Source organism: Bacillus sp. FSL R9-9834 (assembly GCF_038006905.1).
GTDB lineage: Bacteria > Bacillota > Bacilli > Bacillales > Bacillaceae_G > Bacillus_A > Bacillus_A pacificus.
Map to the genome: position 1 here is coordinate 4079704 of NZ_JBBOWD010000001.1, position 17339 is coordinate 4097042.

At 36.3% G+C, this 17339-nt stretch carries 17 protein-coding genes and 1 tRNA gene; 6 read left to right on the top strand and 12 right to left on the bottom strand.

Translation table 11 applies throughout. The annotated features are described in order from the left end of the window. Window positions 1-295: 295 nt before the first annotated feature. The 4 genes from MKY00_RS21295 to MKY00_RS21310 form a co-directional block, all read right to left on the bottom strand. Window positions 296-2419 (bottom strand): peptidoglycan D,D-transpeptidase FtsI family protein, encoded by a 2124-nt coding sequence (locus tag MKY00_RS21295; RefSeq protein ID WP_000516829.1) that lies wholly within the window; start codon window positions 2417-2419, stop codon window positions 296-298. A 109-nt stretch (window positions 2420-2528) separates the two neighbouring features. Then, a complete protein-coding gene (locus tag MKY00_RS21300) occupies window positions 2529-3806 on the bottom strand; it encodes an MFS transporter (RefSeq protein ID WP_016718490.1) in 1278 nt (425 codons plus the stop codon). Between the two features lie 116 nt (window positions 3807-3922). Further along, window positions 3923-4534: a superoxide dismutase [Mn] gene (gene sodA / locus MKY00_RS21305; protein ID WP_001052031.1), complete on the bottom strand. Its 612-nt coding sequence runs from the start codon at window positions 4532-4534 to the stop codon at window positions 3923-3925. 221 nt (window positions 4535-4755) lie between these two features. Next, window positions 4756-4829: transfer RNA gene (locus MKY00_RS21310), tRNA-Ile, on the bottom strand. Window positions 4830-5071: 242 nt separating this feature from the next. On the opposite strand from MKY00_RS21310, the gene MKY00_RS21315 reads away from it, so the two are divergent. The 3 genes from MKY00_RS21315 (at window position 5072) to ispG (ending at window position 7523) form a co-directional block, all read left to right on the top strand. Beyond that, complete coding sequence (locus MKY00_RS21315; RefSeq protein ID WP_016718491.1) at window positions 5072-5836, top strand: DUF1189 domain-containing protein; 765 nt, start codon at window positions 5072-5074, stop codon at window positions 5834-5836. A gap of 53 nt (window positions 5837-5889) precedes the next feature. Then, on the top strand, window positions 5890-6255 hold the full coding sequence (locus tag MKY00_RS21320; protein ID WP_000825406.1) for a hypothetical protein: 366 nt from the start codon (window positions 5890-5892) through the stop codon (window positions 6253-6255). Window positions 6256-6419: 164 nt separating this feature from the next. Continuing rightward, a complete protein-coding gene (ispG, locus tag MKY00_RS21325) occupies window positions 6420-7523 on the top strand; it encodes a flavodoxin-dependent (E)-4-hydroxy-3-methylbut-2-enyl-diphosphate synthase (RefSeq protein WP_011040674.1) in 1104 nt (367 codons plus the stop codon). Window positions 7524-7608: 85 nt separating this feature from the next. On the opposite strand, the gene MKY00_RS21330 is transcribed toward ispG, so the two are convergent. The 4 genes from MKY00_RS21330 to MKY00_RS21345 form a co-directional block, all read right to left on the bottom strand. Next, window positions 7609-8022, bottom strand: a complete 414-nt coding sequence (locus MKY00_RS21330) for a Fur family transcriptional regulator (protein WP_001054512.1) — start codon at window positions 8020-8022, stop codon at window positions 7609-7611. 13 nt (window positions 8023-8035) lie between these two features. Then, on the bottom strand, window positions 8036-8869 hold the full coding sequence (locus tag MKY00_RS21335; protein ID WP_000613827.1) for a metal ABC transporter permease: 834 nt from the start codon (window positions 8867-8869) through the stop codon (window positions 8036-8038). Beyond that, window positions 8869-9639 (bottom strand): metal ABC transporter ATP-binding protein, encoded by a 771-nt coding sequence (locus tag MKY00_RS21340; RefSeq protein WP_001059653.1) that lies wholly within the window; start codon window positions 9637-9639, stop codon window positions 8869-8871. The genes MKY00_RS21335 and MKY00_RS21340 overlap by 1 nt, the downstream gene beginning before the upstream one ends. 180 nt (window positions 9640-9819) lie before the next feature. Further along, complete coding sequence (locus MKY00_RS21345) at window positions 9820-10698, bottom strand: YitT family protein (RefSeq protein ID WP_000435958.1); 879 nt, start codon at window positions 10696-10698, stop codon at window positions 9820-9822. A 149-nt stretch (window positions 10699-10847) separates the two neighbouring features. Here MKY00_RS21345 and MKY00_RS21350 point away from each other — a divergent pair, with 149 nt between their 5' ends. Continuing rightward, the gene (locus tag MKY00_RS21350) at window positions 10848-11102 is read left to right on the top strand and encodes a DUF2624 domain-containing protein (protein WP_341035230.1); all 255 of its coding nucleotides are present in this window, start codon (window positions 10848-10850) and stop codon (window positions 11100-11102) included. A 26-nt stretch (window positions 11103-11128) separates the two neighbouring features. Here the strand turns inward: MKY00_RS21350 and MKY00_RS21355 are convergent, their stop codons facing one another. Both MKY00_RS21355 and MKY00_RS21360 read right to left on the bottom strand, forming a co-directional pair. Then, window positions 11129-12025: a deoxyribonuclease IV gene (locus tag MKY00_RS21355; RefSeq protein WP_000912466.1), complete on the bottom strand. Its 897-nt coding sequence runs from the start codon at window positions 12023-12025 to the stop codon at window positions 11129-11131. Between the two features lie 134 nt (window positions 12026-12159). Next, window positions 12160-13470: a DEAD/DEAH box helicase gene (locus MKY00_RS21360; RefSeq protein WP_000194029.1), complete on the bottom strand. Its 1311-nt coding sequence runs from the start codon at window positions 13468-13470 to the stop codon at window positions 12160-12162. Window positions 13471-13650: 180 nt separating this feature from the next. Here MKY00_RS21360 and vrrA point away from each other — a divergent pair, with 180 nt between their 5' ends. Both vrrA and MKY00_RS21370 read left to right on the top strand, forming a co-directional pair. Continuing rightward, complete coding sequence (gene vrrA / locus MKY00_RS21365; RefSeq protein ID WP_016718493.1) at window positions 13651-14388, top strand: VrrA/YqfQ family protein; 738 nt, start codon at window positions 13651-13653, stop codon at window positions 14386-14388. Between the two features lie 89 nt (window positions 14389-14477). Further along, window positions 14478-15428, top strand: coding sequence for a 4-hydroxy-3-methylbut-2-enyl diphosphate reductase (locus tag MKY00_RS21370; protein ID WP_000706669.1), 951 nt, complete (start codon window positions 14478-14480; stop codon window positions 15426-15428). A 40-nt stretch (window positions 15429-15468) separates the two neighbouring features. Here MKY00_RS21370 and MKY00_RS21375 read toward each other — a convergent pair whose 3' ends face one another. Next, window positions 15469-16590 carry a Nif3-like dinuclear metal center hexameric protein gene (locus MKY00_RS21375; protein WP_016718494.1) on the bottom strand — a complete coding sequence of 374 codons (1122 nt, stop codon included), beginning with the start codon at window positions 16588-16590 and terminating at the stop codon, window positions 15469-15471. Continuing rightward, window positions 16587-17294 (bottom strand): tRNA (adenine(22)-N(1))-methyltransferase, encoded by a 708-nt coding sequence (locus tag MKY00_RS21380; protein WP_001006540.1) that lies wholly within the window; start codon window positions 17292-17294, stop codon window positions 16587-16589. Before MKY00_RS21380 ends, MKY00_RS21375 begins: the two co-directional genes overlap by 4 nt. Between the last annotated feature and the right edge of the window lie 45 nt (window positions 17295-17339).

Sequence of the window (17339 nt, forward strand, 5' to 3'; positions counted from 1 at the left end):
AATAACAGGATTACAGATATAAGAATACTGCTAAACTATTAATTCGGTTTTAATTGTTTGTAAAAGTTTTGTAAAGTTCCACAAGAATCAACATTAGGTAAATTATTAATCTGTAGCCACCGTTCATCTTCACTAAGGATTGGTCCATAACTCCCATAGTGAATGCATACGTATTATTTGCGAGGTCCCTTAAAATTCCGATATAATCTGCTTGTCCACTTTATTAAAACGTATGCATGAACCATAAAAAAAAGCACACTATCTTTTCAGATAGTGTGCTTTTTTTACAACTTTTTTATTCATCATCTTGCTTTTTATTTTTCTTATCTATTTCCTCTTGTGTAGCTTCGCCATTTTCTACCTTTTTCAAATCAAAGTACGCGTCCATAATGTCACGACTAATATAACCGTTAATACCTGATTTATCATCTACCCAAGGTACAACAACAGAAAATGCTACTTCAGGGTCTTCAAGTGGCGCATAACCTACTAATGTTAAGTTATATGTTTCTTTACGCTCACCGTTTGCTTTTCTACCAATCTCTTTATCTCCGCCATACACAGTTTGAGCTGTACCTGTTTTACCAGCAGCTTTATATGATGCGCCTGTAAAGTATTTCGCAGCTGTACCACCAGACTCATTAAATACTTGTCTAAATCCTTCCTGAACACGTTTAATTTGTGATTCAGGCATATCAATACGGTTTAGTACTTTCGGTTCCATTGAGTGAACGACTTTTCCAACTTCGCCTTGTTTCGCTTCCGGTTGACGAATTTCTTTTACAACTTGCGGCTGCATACGGTAACCACCATTTGCAATTGTTGAAACATACTGTGCTAATTGAAGTGGTGTGTACGTGTCATACTGCCCAATTGATAAATCTAATAAGAAACCTGGTTGATTTCCTCTACCTGTTTGACCCGCAGATTCATTTGGTAAATCGATACCTGTTTTTACACCAAGTCCAAACTGTCCGAAATAATAACGCATCGTATCAAATGCTTTTTGTGGTATATCTAACGTACCACCTCTTACATATTGAACACCTGCGATATTCATCGCTGTTTTAAACATATATACGTTAGAAGACATTTTTAATGCTGTTAAATCATTAATGTATCCCATCGTCTTCCAAGAAGATTTTTGTGGCGTTCCCTTTAATCTGATTGGTTCATCAAGTTGAACTGAACCTGGTTGAATGGCACCTGTCTGATACCCAGTAAGTACTGTCGCACCTTTTACAGTTGATCCCATCGGATAAGAACTTGTCATCGTTCCTAATGCGAAATCTTGCACTTTCGTCTCGCCATTTTCTTCTACTAACTGTTTCCCTGCCATAGATAAAACTTCACCATTTTTTGGATTCATCATTACAACGAATGCGCGATCTAAAAGAGGTTGTCCCCCTTTATATCTCAATAAATTTTTCGTGATAATTTCTTCTACACGCTTTTGTAATTCCATATCAATTGTTAAATTCAGATTGTTACCACTTTGCCCTTTTGATACATTAATCGTTTCTAAAATATTACCGTTTTTATCCGTAATATTTCTCACTTCCGCTTTATTACCGTGCAAACTATCTTCATATTGCTGCTCAAGATAGCTTTTCCCTACGCGGTCATTTCGATTATAATCACGAACAAGATAGTAATCTAGTCTTTCTCTCGGTAAACCTTCGTCAGAAGTTGTTACACCTCCAAGTACACTTCGGAACAAATCGCCATCATATGCATATTTTCGTTCCCAATCGACACTTGTATCTACTCCCGGCAATTGCGCTAAATTTTCACTAATAATCGCATATTCCTCATCTGTAGCATCCTTTTTAATGACTTGTGGCGTCATCGCATATCCGCCGTCCATTTTGCTTTTAATCGCTAGCACTTCTAAATCTTTTGCAGATAATTGATTCACTTCTTCTTCCGTCACGCGATTTCGTTGACGCTCATCTAATTCTTTATCGTCAATTTTTTTATCTTTAAACTCTTGACGATCCTTTTTCGTAATTTTTTCTTGCGCTTCTTCTTTATGAATAGCAAGCCAATAATCTTTTTTATCGCGATCTGTTAATTTATCTGTCGGTACTTCAATCAAATCTGCTAATTTTTTCGCTGTTTCTAAGCGAGCCTCTGCAGTTGATCCTTTCATTTTTGTAAATGTAATCGTACGTACAGCTGCATTATCTACTACAGGTCGCCCATAACGGTCAAATATTTTCCCACGTGGTACAGGATTACTTATCGTCGAGTTTTCTTTCCTCTCCACTTCATTCTTATATTCCTCACCGCGAACAATTTGTACATATCCAAGCCTTACAATAACCGCGGAGAACATTAAAAACACGCAGAAAAACAGCACGTTTAACCGAAAAGGAACGTGAGTCTTTTTCTTTTGTTGTTTCTGCTTCTTACCCATACAAACCCCCTCTACCAACAGCTATGTAATTTGAAAGGGACACCTTCATACAGGTGTCCTCACTGCTGTCTTACATCTTTTTCTATTCTAGCATAAAACAAACGATAAGTTAACCTTCTGGTTCTGTTTGATTCTGCGTGGTTCCTTGTGCTACAACACTTGTGTTCCCTGCATTTCCTTCATCATATTTGACATTTTTAACTGCAAAATAAATAAGAAAATGTCCAGCACCTAAAATACATAGTAAGAAAGGTAAACTCTTTTCAGGCGGAAAGAATAATACAGCACATAAAAAACTTAAAACTGAACAAATTCTCCCAGCATTTAACCATAATTCTCGGACAACAACATACTCTACACGCCACTCTCTCGCATTTTTCGCTCTACCAATTACATCATATGTCATCGATCCATATGGAACGAGTAAAATAGGGTATGCAATCGCAATGCATGCTGCATAAATAAGTAATTTTGTGTATGTAACATTGAATATAACTAAAAATACGACAGCATATAAAATAATGCCTCCAAGTAAAATTGCTTTTTTTCGCCACTCTTTCTTTAACATACGAGCAACTAAATAGTAACATACAAATGATACAGCAGAATTTACTAAGCTATATTTCCCTAATGCAAGCTCACTATCGGTTGCTAAGTACACGTATACTGAAATAACAAAAATGAATGTTCCCTCTCTCAATCCTTGGAAAAAATGAGCACGTGTAATTCTCCCCCAATTTTTATCAATCCGTCGCTCTTTCAAAACTTGTGTAACCTCATAACGACCTTCACATTCTCTCTTAGATACAAAAAAGCTTAAAACGACAGCAATTGCAAATAACAGTAACGAGAGGAAGAATACGACCGTATAACCACTCCACTTTTCCATACGTGAAATTGTGTATCCAGCTGCTATCGGTCCAATCATGCCAGAGAAGGATGTAAGAAGCCCAAGAAACCCGTTAAAGAAATCTCTTGTTTCTGGTTCTGTAATCTCAAATGTTAATAAATTAAACGCGAGCCAGTAAAAACCATATCCGACTCCTAAAAGAGCCCCCATTAATAAAATATAGTGAGAAGCGCTTTTTCCCGCTACTAAAACAACGATAAAAAAAATTGCTAACGTGCCTACGCCTATTCGTAACAAGATCGAGCGATCAATACGCTTCGCTAATTTCCCACCTATAAGAAATGTGAGGGGCTGCAATACAACGCTTGCCAAATTATACAAGCCGAGATTCACATAATTTTGTGTTTGTTTCCATAAATAAATGTTAACAAACGTATTCGATAAAGAAATTGCGAGCGTGTATAAACCTCCAATAAGGAGTAATAACACTAAATCCCGATTCACTTCAACATCACCAATTATATGTTTCCACTTCATACACAACTCTCCTTTACTTCATGTTCTAGTCTTCCAAAGACAAGCCCAATTATGTAAAAGGAAAGCATAGAAAAAAGCTAGGAGCATTCTCCTAGCTTTTTCTATCGTTATTACAATTATTTTGCTTCTTGGTAACGTTTTTCAGCAGCGTTCCAATCTACAACGTTCCAGAATGCACCGATGTAGTCTGGACGACGGTTTTGATAATTTAAGTAGTAAGCATGTTCCCAAACATCTAAACCGATAACTGGAGTTTTACCTTCAGTTAGAGGAGAATCTTGGTTTGGCGTGCTTGTTACTTCTAACTCACCATTATTTACTACTAACCAAGCCCAACCAGAACCGAAGCGAGTTGCGCCAGCTTTTGCGAATTCTTCTTTGAATGCATCGAAGCTACCGAATTTCGCTTCAATTGCAGTTGCAAGTTCGCCTACTGGTTGTCCACCGCCGTTTGGAGATAAGATCGTCCAGAAGAATGTGTGGTTAGCATGTCCGCCACCATTGTTACGTACTGCTGTACGAATTGCTTCTGGTACTTCGTTTAAGTTTGCAACTAATTCTTCTACGCTTTTGTCAGCTAATTCTGCATGACCTTCTAAAGCAGCGTTTAAGTTTGTGATGTACGTGTTATGGTGTTTTGTATGATGGATGTTCATTGTTTCTTTGTCAAAGTGAGGCTCTAAAGCATCATACGCATAAGGTAAATTTGGTAATTCGTGTTTTGCCATTGTTATATTCCTCCCAGTTTATGTATTGCCACTTAAGTGACATACAACTACATTCTACCCTAATTGCCATAGGGTGCAAACAAATAAATCACATTGTCTTGCTATCATTAAAGTAGCAAAATTCCCACTTCTTTTCAATTAAAATGCTCATATATTTCATAAAAAAAGCCCCCTTCTACAAGGAAGCTTCCTACTGACATAATAAACACGTGAAATGGATATGGACCCTGTAGGACTCGAACCTACGACCGGACGGTTATGAGCCGTCTGCTCTAACCAGCTGAGCTAAGGGTCCACAATTATGTATGTAACAATACATCAAATAAAGGAATTCCTATCGGATATATCCTTTAAGAAATGTAAGATAAATTTACCATATAGAAAAGAAAAGTGTCAATTGTATTTTTCTCATTTAAAAGAAGAAAATTAATAAAAAGAAATTTAGTTGTCTCTACTATATGTAAATATAATATATCTTGAGATTCCCTAGATTCCTACGTTACAATGATTTTATACATACATAAAGGAAGTGAATCTATGTCCATATTTACCCAATTAGTCAAAAGCGTATATTCGCCTAAAGATATGGCGCTATTCCGTTTTCAAAAAATCGGAAAAACCATTTTGTATATTATGCTACTTTGTCTAATCACTACTATTCCAAGAACATTCTTTTACGGTAGCTTTATCCAAGATAGTGTTACTATGGTAAATCAAGCAATTGAAAAAGATTTACCTGATTTTAAAATCGAAAATGGTGAACTAAAAGCTGATATTGAACAACCTATTCAAAAAGAAGAGGGAGATGCTCTTTTCGTATTTGATCCAAATACAACAGATATCGAAAAGTATCAAAATAAAACTGGTTTATTTATTTTAAAAGATAAAGTAGTTTCTATAGGAAATGGCCAGACGCAAACATACTCCTACAATGATTTATTAGGCACATCTCTTGAGAAAAAAGATTTGCAAGATTTCATTTCAGTATTCGATAGTATTTATCCAATTTTACTAGCTGTTATCGGCGTGTTAGTATATCTATTCCAATTGTTCATTACTTTCTTAGGAATTACTTTACTTGCGTTTATCGGTTCTGCTATGAGTGGTCAACGTAAATTATCTTATAAGCAAGTATGGACGTTAACTGCTTACAGCTACACAATTCCAACAATCTTCTTTATGATTATGGATTTATTCAAAATCGTTGTACCTGGTTCAACATTCATTTATATCGCAGTTGTTTTAATTGTTCTATACTTAACAATTAAAGAAATTCCAAAACCGAACGAAAAAAATGCCTAAATAGGCATTTTTTTTTTGGACAAGCATATATTCCTAGCAAAGGAGTGAAGAATATGAAGAGATTAGGTATATTCTTATTTGTGCTTGTTCTTGGTTATATATTTTATTACGATATAAAGATTGGCACTTTGCCGATGTTAAGTTCATATAAAAAGACAAATGCGGCCGAAACGATAAAACAAGAAAGTACAAATACAAAACAAAAAAAAGAAAACAAAGCGGAAAAAGAAACAGATGTCACTTATAAAACAATTGAAGTCAAAACAGGTGATACGGTTCTTTCCATTACAGAAGCGATCAATAAGAAAAAAATTCCTTCTATCGAAAAAGTAATTGATGATTTTAAACAATTAAATAAAAATACACCTGCTACAAAAATACAACTTGGAAAGTCTTATAAATTCCCGTTATATCAATAAGCAATCACTTAATCCTTGTCAATTACATAAAGGCGCTGATACAATAGTAAAAGTGAAACCGAGCACTTCGGTTTCTATAGCCCTGTATCACGTATACTATCATTGATATAAGGGACTAAATAAGAAACTTCTTTTATAAGGAGAGCGATCTATTCGTGAATGAAATGACTCATCGTACAAAAACACGTCCAGTTAAAGTCGGTAATTTAACAATTGGCGGTAATAATGAATTAATTATACAAAGTATGACAACAACAAAAACACATGATGTTGAAGCAACAGTTGCTGAAATTAAACGTTTAGAAGAAGCTGGCTGTCAAGTCGTGCGTGTTGCTGTTCCAGACGAACGCGCAGCAAATGCTATTGCTGATATTAAAAAACAAATCAACATTCCACTTGTTGCTGATATTCATTTTGATTATCGCCTTGCTTTAAAAGCAATTGAAGGCGGCATTGATAAAGTACGTATCAATCCAGGTAACATTGGTCGTCGCCATAAAGTAGAAGCTGTTGTAAATGCAGCAAAAGAACGTGGTATTCCAATCCGTATCGGTGTAAACGCAGGTTCATTAGAGCGTCACATTTTGGAAAAGTACGGATACCCAACTGCAGATGGTATGGTTGAGAGCGCCCTACATCACATTAAAATTTTAGAGGACTTAGATTTCCATGATATTATCGTATCTATGAAAGCCTCTGATGTTAACTTGGCAATTGAAGCATACGAAAAAGCTGCACGTGCTTTTGATTATCCACTACATTTAGGTATCACAGAATCTGGAACGTTATTTGCCGGAACTGTAAAAAGTGCCGCTGGTCTTGGAGCAATCTTAAGTAAAGGCATCGGAAATACACTACGTATTTCATTAAGTGCTGACCCAGTTGAAGAAGTAAAAGTTGCGCGTGAACTATTAAAGTCATTCGGCCTTGCATCTAATGCAGCAACACTTATTTCTTGTCCAACTTGCGGTCGTATTGAAATTGATTTAATTAGTATCGCTAACGAAGTGGAAGAGTATATTTCTACACTACAAGTACCAATTAAAGTTGCAGTACTTGGCTGCGCTGTAAATGGTCCTGGTGAAGCTCGTGAAGCTGATATCGGTATTGCCGGCGCGCGCGGAGAAGGACTATTATTCCGTAAAGGGCAAGTCGTTCGTAAAGTACCAGAAGAAATAATGGTAGAAGAACTGAAAAAAGAAATCGACGTAATTGCTGCTGAAATGGCTGCTGAACGAGAAAAAGAAAAAGAAACACAAGAACAATAAAATAAAAAGAAGGTTGCCCACAACATTTGTGAGCAACCTTCTTTTCTACGTAAAAAAGCTCGTCAGTTATAGAACTGACGAGCTTTTACTTTGCACATTTTGGACAACGGCCATATATTTCAAACTTATGACCAGTTACTTCATAACCGTTAAAATCTTTATTCATAAAATCCATCGGGCAAGAAGTAATCTCTTTCGTCCCTCCACAATCTAAACAAATAAAATGATGATGATGTTCCATAATAGAACATGTAAAACGAAAATGTTTTTCACCGTTTAATTCCGTTTGTTCTAAAACACCGATTTCAGCAAACACCGTTAAGTTACGATAAATCGTGTCAAAACTAAGACCTGGATAATCATCCTTCATATGCTCTAAAACGTCTTTCGCCGTTAAATAACGATTGTGAGCTGCAAATAACCTGAGCATTTCTTCCCTTTTCCCAGTATGTTTGTATCCTTTATCTTTCATTAGGCGTAAAGCTTCTGTTAGATTCATATCTATCCCTACTTTATGCAGTTTTTTTCTTTTTCCATAAAATCGCACCAATTAAAATAAGAACCGCTATCATAACAATTGTACCACCTGGTGCTAAATCAAGTTGATACGAAGCAAACATTCCACCAATTACTGCAATTTCACCAAATAAAATGGAGAAGAAAATTGTTTGTTTAAATCCATTCGCAATACGAATACTTGCTGCAACTGGTAACGTCATTAATGATGATACGAGAAGAACCCCTACTACACGCATTGATACCGCAATGACAAGCGCAACCAATATAATGAAAATAAAGTGAATCCACTTTGCACTCAAACCGGTTGATACAGCGTATTCCTCATCGAACGATAGTAAAAATAGCTCTTTGTATAATAAAGTAATCGTTACAATAACAACAATTGCTACAATGCCAATGATTATTAAATCCGTACTTGTTACAGCACTTACACTACCAAATAAATAACTAAATAAATCTGTGTTAAATCCATTTGCAAGTGAAATAAAAATAACGCCAATCCCCATTCCTGCTGAAAGAATAATTGGAATTGCTAATTCTTGATAATGTTTATATACAGTACGTAGTTTTTCAATAAGTAACGCCCCACCCATAGAAAAAATCATACCCATATATAACGGATTTAAAAATCCTCCTGTGAAAATTGTTTTTTCTAGTAATAAACTTGCAGCAATACCTGATAATGTCACGTGACTTAACGCATCTGCAATAAGCGACATACGACGAATGACAACAAATACACCGATAAGTGGCGCAACAAGTCCTATTAAAATCCCTGCATATAAAGAGTTACGTAAAAAGTCATATTGTAAAAAATCTTGTATCATTATATCCTCCCGTGATGCTCATGCTCGTGTTCTAAACGATGAACATGATGTCCATATAAGACGGACATTTCTGCATCTTCTAACTCTCGGAACTTTTCTACATTTCCATGGAAATGTAAATGTTGGTTTAAGCATGCAACATGTGTTACCTTCTCGGTAACAGCTCCCATATCATGCGTAACGAGAATTAATGTAATTCCTAGCCTTTTGTTTAAATCCTCTAATATCTCATAAAAACTTTCTACATTCTTCACATCGATTCCAACAGTGGGCTCGTCCAAAATAAGTAATTCAGGATCACTAACGAGCGCACGAGCAATAAATACGCGCTGTTGTTGTCCACCAGAAAGTTCTCCAATATTACGTCCTTGAAACTCACTCATTCCTACATCAGCAATCGCTTTTTCTACCTTTTTCTTATCGTTTTTCGTAAAAAAGCGAAACAACCCTTTTTTCGAAACGAGTCCCATTGACACAACTTCAAACACAGTTGCCGGAAAACCAGAATTAAAGCTATTTGCCTTTTGCGACACATAACCAACTTTGTTCCATTCTTTAAACTTCTTACTATCAACACCAAACAAACGAATGCTTCCCTGTTTTGGCTTTAAAACGCCTAATAAACATTTTAGCAAAGTTGATTTCCCTGAACCATTTGGCCCAACTAAACCTAAAAAAGCTCCCTTCGGAACTTGCAAATTTATATCTTCTAACACATTTCGATCTTCATATCGAAATGACAATCCTTCTATTTCTAATATATTATTCATAGCATCTCACCTATTTTAATTCAGAATGATTCCGATTTATATCTATTTGAATTATAGTACAGCTTATTATAGTTGTAAACCAATCTGCCTAAAATATATCTACTTTTTCAAGAAACCTTACTATTATAACAAAAAGCAGAGAAAAATTCTCTGCTTTCAAAAGATATTATAAATAATTTTTTAGTGAATGGCTGATTTAAACTTACCACCATTTGTCTCTTGTGTACTCATAATCGTAACAAACGCATTCGCATCAATTTCATACACAATTGATTTTAGCTTTGTCACTTCTAGACGTGTTACAACTGCATAAATCACTTCTTTTTCTTTATCCGTGTAACCGCCTTTCGCTACAAGCTTTGTAGTTCCACGACCAAGACGATGTAAAATCGCATTTGATACTTCCTCATATTGATCTGATACAATTAAAACAGCTTTCGTTTCATCTAAACCTTGAATGACTGTATCAATTGTTTTGAATGCAATGTAGTACGTCATAACAGAATACATCGCTTGTTCAACACCAAATACAAATGCTGCCCATGCAAAAATAAATAAGTTCACAAACATTACAAATTCGCCAACGGAGAAAGGTAATTTCTTCGTTAATAAAATACCCATAATTTCTGTTCCGTCCATTGATCCACCATGACGAATAACGAGCCCTACACCAAGACCTAAAATAAGACCACCAAACACTGTAGCTAAAATTGGCTCTGTTGTAAATGGCGGCACAGCATGTAACGTTGATTCAATAAACGCTAAAGCTACAATACCGAACGCCGAAGATAGCATGAACGTTTTTCCGATTTGCTTATAACCCGAATACATAAATGGGATATTGAGAATAACGACCAAAGTAGAAAAACTTAACCACCAAATATTAGGAGTAAGATAATCTAATATAAGAGAAATACCAATAATTCCACCGTCAATAATTTTATTTGGCATTAAAAATAATTCAATTGCTACTGCTGCGCATGCTGCCCCAAAAATAATCATAACTAAACGATAAATAAGATGGATAACACTTTCTTTTCGATGTTGCTTTTGCTCCATAAGTCCTCCCTATACTCTTTTTCTATAGTTTTGTCCTTATATTATAACATACGCTTCTTTTTCTCATGAAAAAAGAAACTCTATACGAATATGTACAAGCTACGTACTCATATATTTCGATAGAAGAACGTGTGAAGGAGGATAACTCGATGAACCTCATTAAACAACTTGTAAATAAAAAATTAAATCATATTTCTACAAAGGAATTATTGAAATATAGTAAAGAATATGACGTTCCAATTACGACTGCACAAGCTGATCAAATTGTTGGACTTATGAAAGGAAAGGATATTAACATTTACGATAATGACGAACGACTAGCGCTCTTAAAACAAATAGCTCAAGTAACCTCGCCCGCTACTGCCCAACAAGTAAATACTTTATTTCAGCAACTACTAAAATAAGGAGGGGATATTCCCCTCCTTATTGCTTATTGCGCTTTAATTTTCTCAAGAAGTCCTTCATCAAAAGTACCATTTTTCAGCATTTCGATTTCTAATTTATACGGTGGCTTCTTATCTTTTTTATCTTCACCTACATATGGCGTTTCCAGAATTTTTGGTACGTGCGTTAACTGCGGATGATGCACAATATGATGCAACGCTTTATAGCCAATATGACCGAAACCGATATTTTCATGACGGTCTTTTCCTGCGCCGCGTACATTTTTACTATCATTAATATGAAGTACTTGTAAACGATCGATACCAACAATCTTATCAAATTCGTTTAATACACCATCAAAGTCATTTACAATGTCATATCCTGCATCGTGCGTATGGCATGTATCAAAGCATACGGATAGTTTTTCATTATATTTTACACCATCAATAATTTTTGCAATTTCTTCAAAGCTACGGCCGCATTCTGTTCCTTTTCCTGCCATCGTTTCTAACGCAATGTTCACCGTCTGATCTGGCGTTAATACTTCATTCAGTCCTTTAATAATTTGTTGAATACCAGCGTCTGCCCCTGCACCAACGTGCGCACCTGGGTGAAGAACGATTTGTTTCGCCACACCTAATGCTGATGTCCTCTCAATTTCCATACGAAGGAAATCTACACCTAATTGGAATGTTTCTGGCTTCGTCGTATTTCCAACATTAATAATATATGGCGCATGTACGATAATCTCTTCGATACCGTTTTGTTCCATATGTTTTCTTCCTGCTTCTATGTTCAATTCTTCAATTGGTTTTCTTCTTGTATTTTGCGGTGCACCTGTATAAATCATAAACGTCGTTGCACCGTATGAAACAGCCTCTTCACTTGCTGCTAATAACATTTTCTTACCACTCATAGAAACATGAGATCCAATCTTTAACATACAATCACCTCTTCAATATACAATAGATATAATGATAGCATAATTTGTAGAAATATGTAGTGAATTGTTTTTTCCATTCTCCACTGATTATTATCCCCGTAAATAGCGGGATAAAAAAAGATAAGGGAAATCCCTTATCTTTTTTTATTGCTATATTTTCTTTTCACTTTGTCACGTTCTGTTGCAAGTTTACGTTTATAGTTTGGTTTTACTTTTTTCGGTTTTTTAACAACTTTCGTTGCCATAACATCAAGTTCATCATTTGGTTTTTTACGGCTCTTACGACGACGACGTTCACCTAAATCCACCCACTCATCTCCGCGTAAATCTACATGTTTAAACTCGATATGACGTTGTTTTTCTAAACTATCTAACGCTTCTTCGTTTGCTGGATCATAAATCGTCACTGCAATACCTGAATAGCCTGCGCGTGCTGTTCTTCCAACACGGTGAACGAAGAAATCTAAATCTGATGGAAGTTCATAATTAATAACATGACTAATTCCTTCAATATCAATACCACGTGCTGCTAAATCAGTTGCAACAATATATTGGAATTCAAGGTCACGAATTTGTTTCATCATTTTTTTACGATCACGAGGTGATAAATCTCCGTGAATTCGTCCAACTTTTAAGCCGCGTTCCGTTAATCCGTCAGCAACTTGATCTGCCATTTTCTTCGTATTCGTGAAAACAACTGCTAAATACGGTTTAAATTGTAGTAACATTCTTTTCACTAAATCGATTTTGTTACGATGTTTAGAAGGCACTAAATAATGCTCAATATTTCCAGCCGCAACTTGTTTTGGATTGATATGAATATGCTCTGGATTCTCCATGTATTTCTTCAGAAACGGTTTTAGTTTTTGAGGAATTGTTGCAGAGAAAACTAACATTTGCAAGTTTTTAGGCATGCGTGCTGCAATCTTGTCTACATCATGAATGAATCCCATATCAAGCATTAAGTCTGCTTCATCGACAATAATTGTATTTGCTTTATGAACAAACAGTGCTTGTTCTTCTACTAAGTCTTTAATACGTCCTGGCGTTCCAACTACAATATGAGGTTGTTTTTTCAACTTTTCAATTGATCGTTGTTTATCAGTTCCACCAATTAAACAACGTGCTGTAATCATTTGATCTTCCGCACAGAACTTTGTTAATTTCACGATTTCTTCGTAAATTTGTTGTGCTAACTCACGAGTAGGCGCTGTAATAACAAGTTGTACTTCTTCACGACCTGGGTTAATTCTGTTCAATGTAGGAAGTAAGTATGCATGTGTTTTCCCAGAACCTGTTTGGGATTGTCCAATTACACTTACACCTTTTTTCACGACCGGGAAAATTTTCTGTTGAATTCCTGTCGGCTCTGTAAAGCGTAGTTCACGAACTGCATCTATTAAAAATGGTTTAAAATCATACTGTGTAAAAGTTTGTTGTGTCATAAGTTACACCTTCTTTCTAAATTTCTACTGCGCGCACAAATCAGTCAAGTCTACATTATATCGAAATCTACAAGTAAAATCCATCTTTAGTTTAGGTTTTTACTTCAAAAACTAACCTTCTTCCCTCTTATTGCATATTGTATGTGTATATACCTAACTGAAGAAAGGAGGATTTCTCACATGTTTCCAAAATCCCCCATGAGACAAATGTATCCGAATCCAGGGCAGCAACCTTATACACCATATCCAATTCCACAACTACCACCGATGGCACAAAAAAAGAAAGGATTTCTTGCTAAACTCTTTAAAAAACACGATCCAACCGAACCTTACATGCAAATGGTTCCGCCTTATCGACAAATGGAAGGACCGCCAATGATGCACCAGCAACCGCCACCTCAATACCCGCAGCAATATCAGCAACAATACCAACACCAATACCCGCAGCAATATCAACAGCAATATCAACCATACATGCAGCAGCATCCCGAGCAAATGATCCCTCCTCAAATGTATGAATCAAACGACACGCGCGGCGGTGCAGCAACTACAGCCACATCAAGTAGCGGCATCGGTAGTTTTTTTTCGAATTTAATTTCGAATCCAACTACTATGATAAATAATATCGAAAAAGTATCACAAGTCGTTCAATCTGTAAGCCCTGTCGTCGAACAGTACGGTCCCATTATGCGTAACCTACCAAGCATTGTTAAAATTCTCACCTCTGGAAAAAGTACGGAAGAAAATCCAACCGAAGATCAAACTGAAGACGTAACAGAAAAGGTTGAGGTAGCAACTCCACATCCTCCATCCAAAAAAAGAAAAAGAAAAAAAATGGTGATTGAGCCAGTCATAGAAAAAGAAGTACGAGAGGAGCCTGTTCAAAAAATAGCAACAAAACCAAAACTATATGTGTAACAATCCTTTGTTTTCTATCCACTCCTCCTTTATAATGTAAAAGACTATGCACAAAAGTATCCCTTGTTTAGAAGGAGAGGATTACTCATATGAAAATTGTTAAAATTTCCCCTCGTGGTTATTGCTACGGTGTTGTGGACGCGATGGTTATTGCACGTAACGCCGCATTAGATACATCATTACCAAGACCTATTTATATTTTAGGTATGATTGTTCACAACAAACATGTAACAGATGCATTCGAAGAAGATGGCATCATCACATTAGATGGTCCAAGTCGATTAGACATTTTAGATAAAATCGATTCTGGTACTGTTATTTTCACTGCACACGGTGTTTCTCCAGAAGTTAAACAACGTGCAAAAGAAAAAGGTTTAACAACAATTGATGCCACTTGCCCAGATGTTACAAAAACACATGACCTTATTGAAGCAAAGAAAGCTGAAGGTTACCATGTCATTTATATCGGCAAAAAAAATCATCCAGAACCAGAAGGCGCAGTTGGTATCGCACCTGATATCGTTCATCTTATCGAAAGAGCCGATGATTTAAAGACATTAGAAATTCCAACGGATAAAATTTTAGTTACAAATCAAACAACGATGAGTCAATGGGATGTTCAACATTTAATGGAGGACATTCAGAAGAAATTCCCAACAGCAGAATTCCATAAGGAAATTTGTTTAGCAACTCAAGTTCGCCAAGAAGCGGTTGCCAAACAAGCTGATGTTGCAGACTTAACAATTGTTGTTGGTGATCCGAAAAGTAATAACTCAAACCGTTTAGCACAAGTATCACAAGAAATCGCTGGTACGAAAGCATACCGCGTTGCAGACGTAAGTGAAATCAAATTAGAATGGCTACAAGGTGTCGAGAACGTAGCTGTTACAGCAGGCGCTTCTACTCCAACACCAATTACAAAAGAGGTTATCGCTTTCTTAGAGCAGTATGACCCAATGAATCCTGCTACATGGGAAAGAGTTCGAAAAGTACCGTTACAAAAAATATTACCTCGTGTAAAAGTGAAAAAAGAACAATAATAAAAACCGTTGCCTATATGAGCAACGGTTTTTATTTTTCTTATACAAATGTAAATGGATCTGTATGTAATTGCGAAGCATGAATATGTACATTCAGTTTCTTTGCATCTGCTTTTTCTTGTAATTGCTTTTGTACACCTTGCTTCATTACCTTTTCAACGTTATGTCCTGGGTCGACGATATTTAAACCGAGCATCATCGCATCATGGGCAACATGATAATACATGTCACCTGTTACATATACATCCGCACCTTTAAATTTAGCTTGATTGATGTATTTGTTACCATCGCCACCAAGTACAGCTACTTTGCGCACTTTATCATCTAATTTCCCAACAACTCGCGCACCCTTTACATCTAACGATTGCTTTACATGTTCCGCAAACTGTCCAAGTGTCATTTCTTCTTGTAAATATCCTATTTTTCCAAGCCCTAACGTTTCACCTTTGTTATCAAGTGGATACACATCATAGGCTACTTCTTCATATGGATGTGCCATTACCATTGCTTTAATCACTTTTCGTTGTAGTGAAGCTGGAATAATCGTTTCGATTCGCACTTCTTCTACGCGCTCTAACTGTCCAGTTTCCCCGATATAAGGATTTGTCCCCTCTTGAGGTACAAACGTACCTATACCCTCGCTATTAAACGTACAGTGACTATAATTACCGATATAACCAGCACCTGCGTCTCCTAATGCTTTTCGTACTTCTTCTGCATGAGTTTCAGGCACAAACACAACAATTTTTTTCATTTCTTCTGCATATGTCGGTGCCAAAACTTCTGTATTTTGCAATCCTAACGCCTCAGCAAGTAAATCATTTACCCCGCCCTTAGCAACATCCACATTTGTATGTGCTGCATAGATTGCAATATCATTTTTCATACACTTTTCAATAATTTTCCCATACGCCTTATCTGTATGGATCGCTTTTAGCGGGTTAAAAATTAAAGGGTGATGCGCAATAATGACATTCGCTCCTAATTGAATTGCTTCATCCACAACTTCTTCCGTTACATCTAACGCAATTAATACGTGCTGCACGGGTTTATTAAGCGCTCCAATCTGCAGCCCAATCTTATCTCCTTCCATCGCCAAATGCTTCGGATACATACTTTCAAATAACGAAATAATTTCATGGCCATTTGGAATTTTACTCATGATAAAACCTCCCCTATCATTTTCATTTTCGCTTCTACTTCCGCACGCTTCGCTTTTGTTTCTTCAGAATCAGCCGCACGTTCTAACTGCTTTAAAATATTTTGGAAGTTTTTTAATTCTCCTTCCCACTTTTCAACGAAAGCTTCACTTTTTTCTTTCATTAAAAATGGTCCCATAAATAATTCAGCCTGTTTATTTTCAGAGTAAGGAACCGTGATATTTCCTCGCTCCCCTACTAAAATCTCGTAAATTTTTCCATCTTCTTTTACGATTTTTTCATGGATAAGCTCCCATCCATTCTCAATAAACCATTCACGAATGTGATGCGCTGCAATATTCGGCTGTAAAATTAAACGTGTTACACCTTCTAATTTTTCTTTACCACTTTCTAAAATATCACGAATTAACGCTCCGCCCATTCCGGCAACCGTAATTACATCTACTTCTCCTGGCGCGATAACAGCTAATCCATTCCCTTTACGCACATCTACTTTATCTTGTAAGCCACTTTCAGCTACAGTTGCCTGCGCAGAGCGAAATGGTCCATCTACAACCTCTCCAGCAACTGCTTTAGTAGCAATATTATTTATAATTGTATAACACGGTAAATAAGCATGATCCGATCCAATATCAGCAACTGTAGATCCTACTGGTATTTCACGCACAACTTCTTCTAATCGTTTTGAAAGCTTTACTTCATTCATGTATTTCCATTACTCCTTCTCTTGTCAGTCTGTCTCCATGATAAT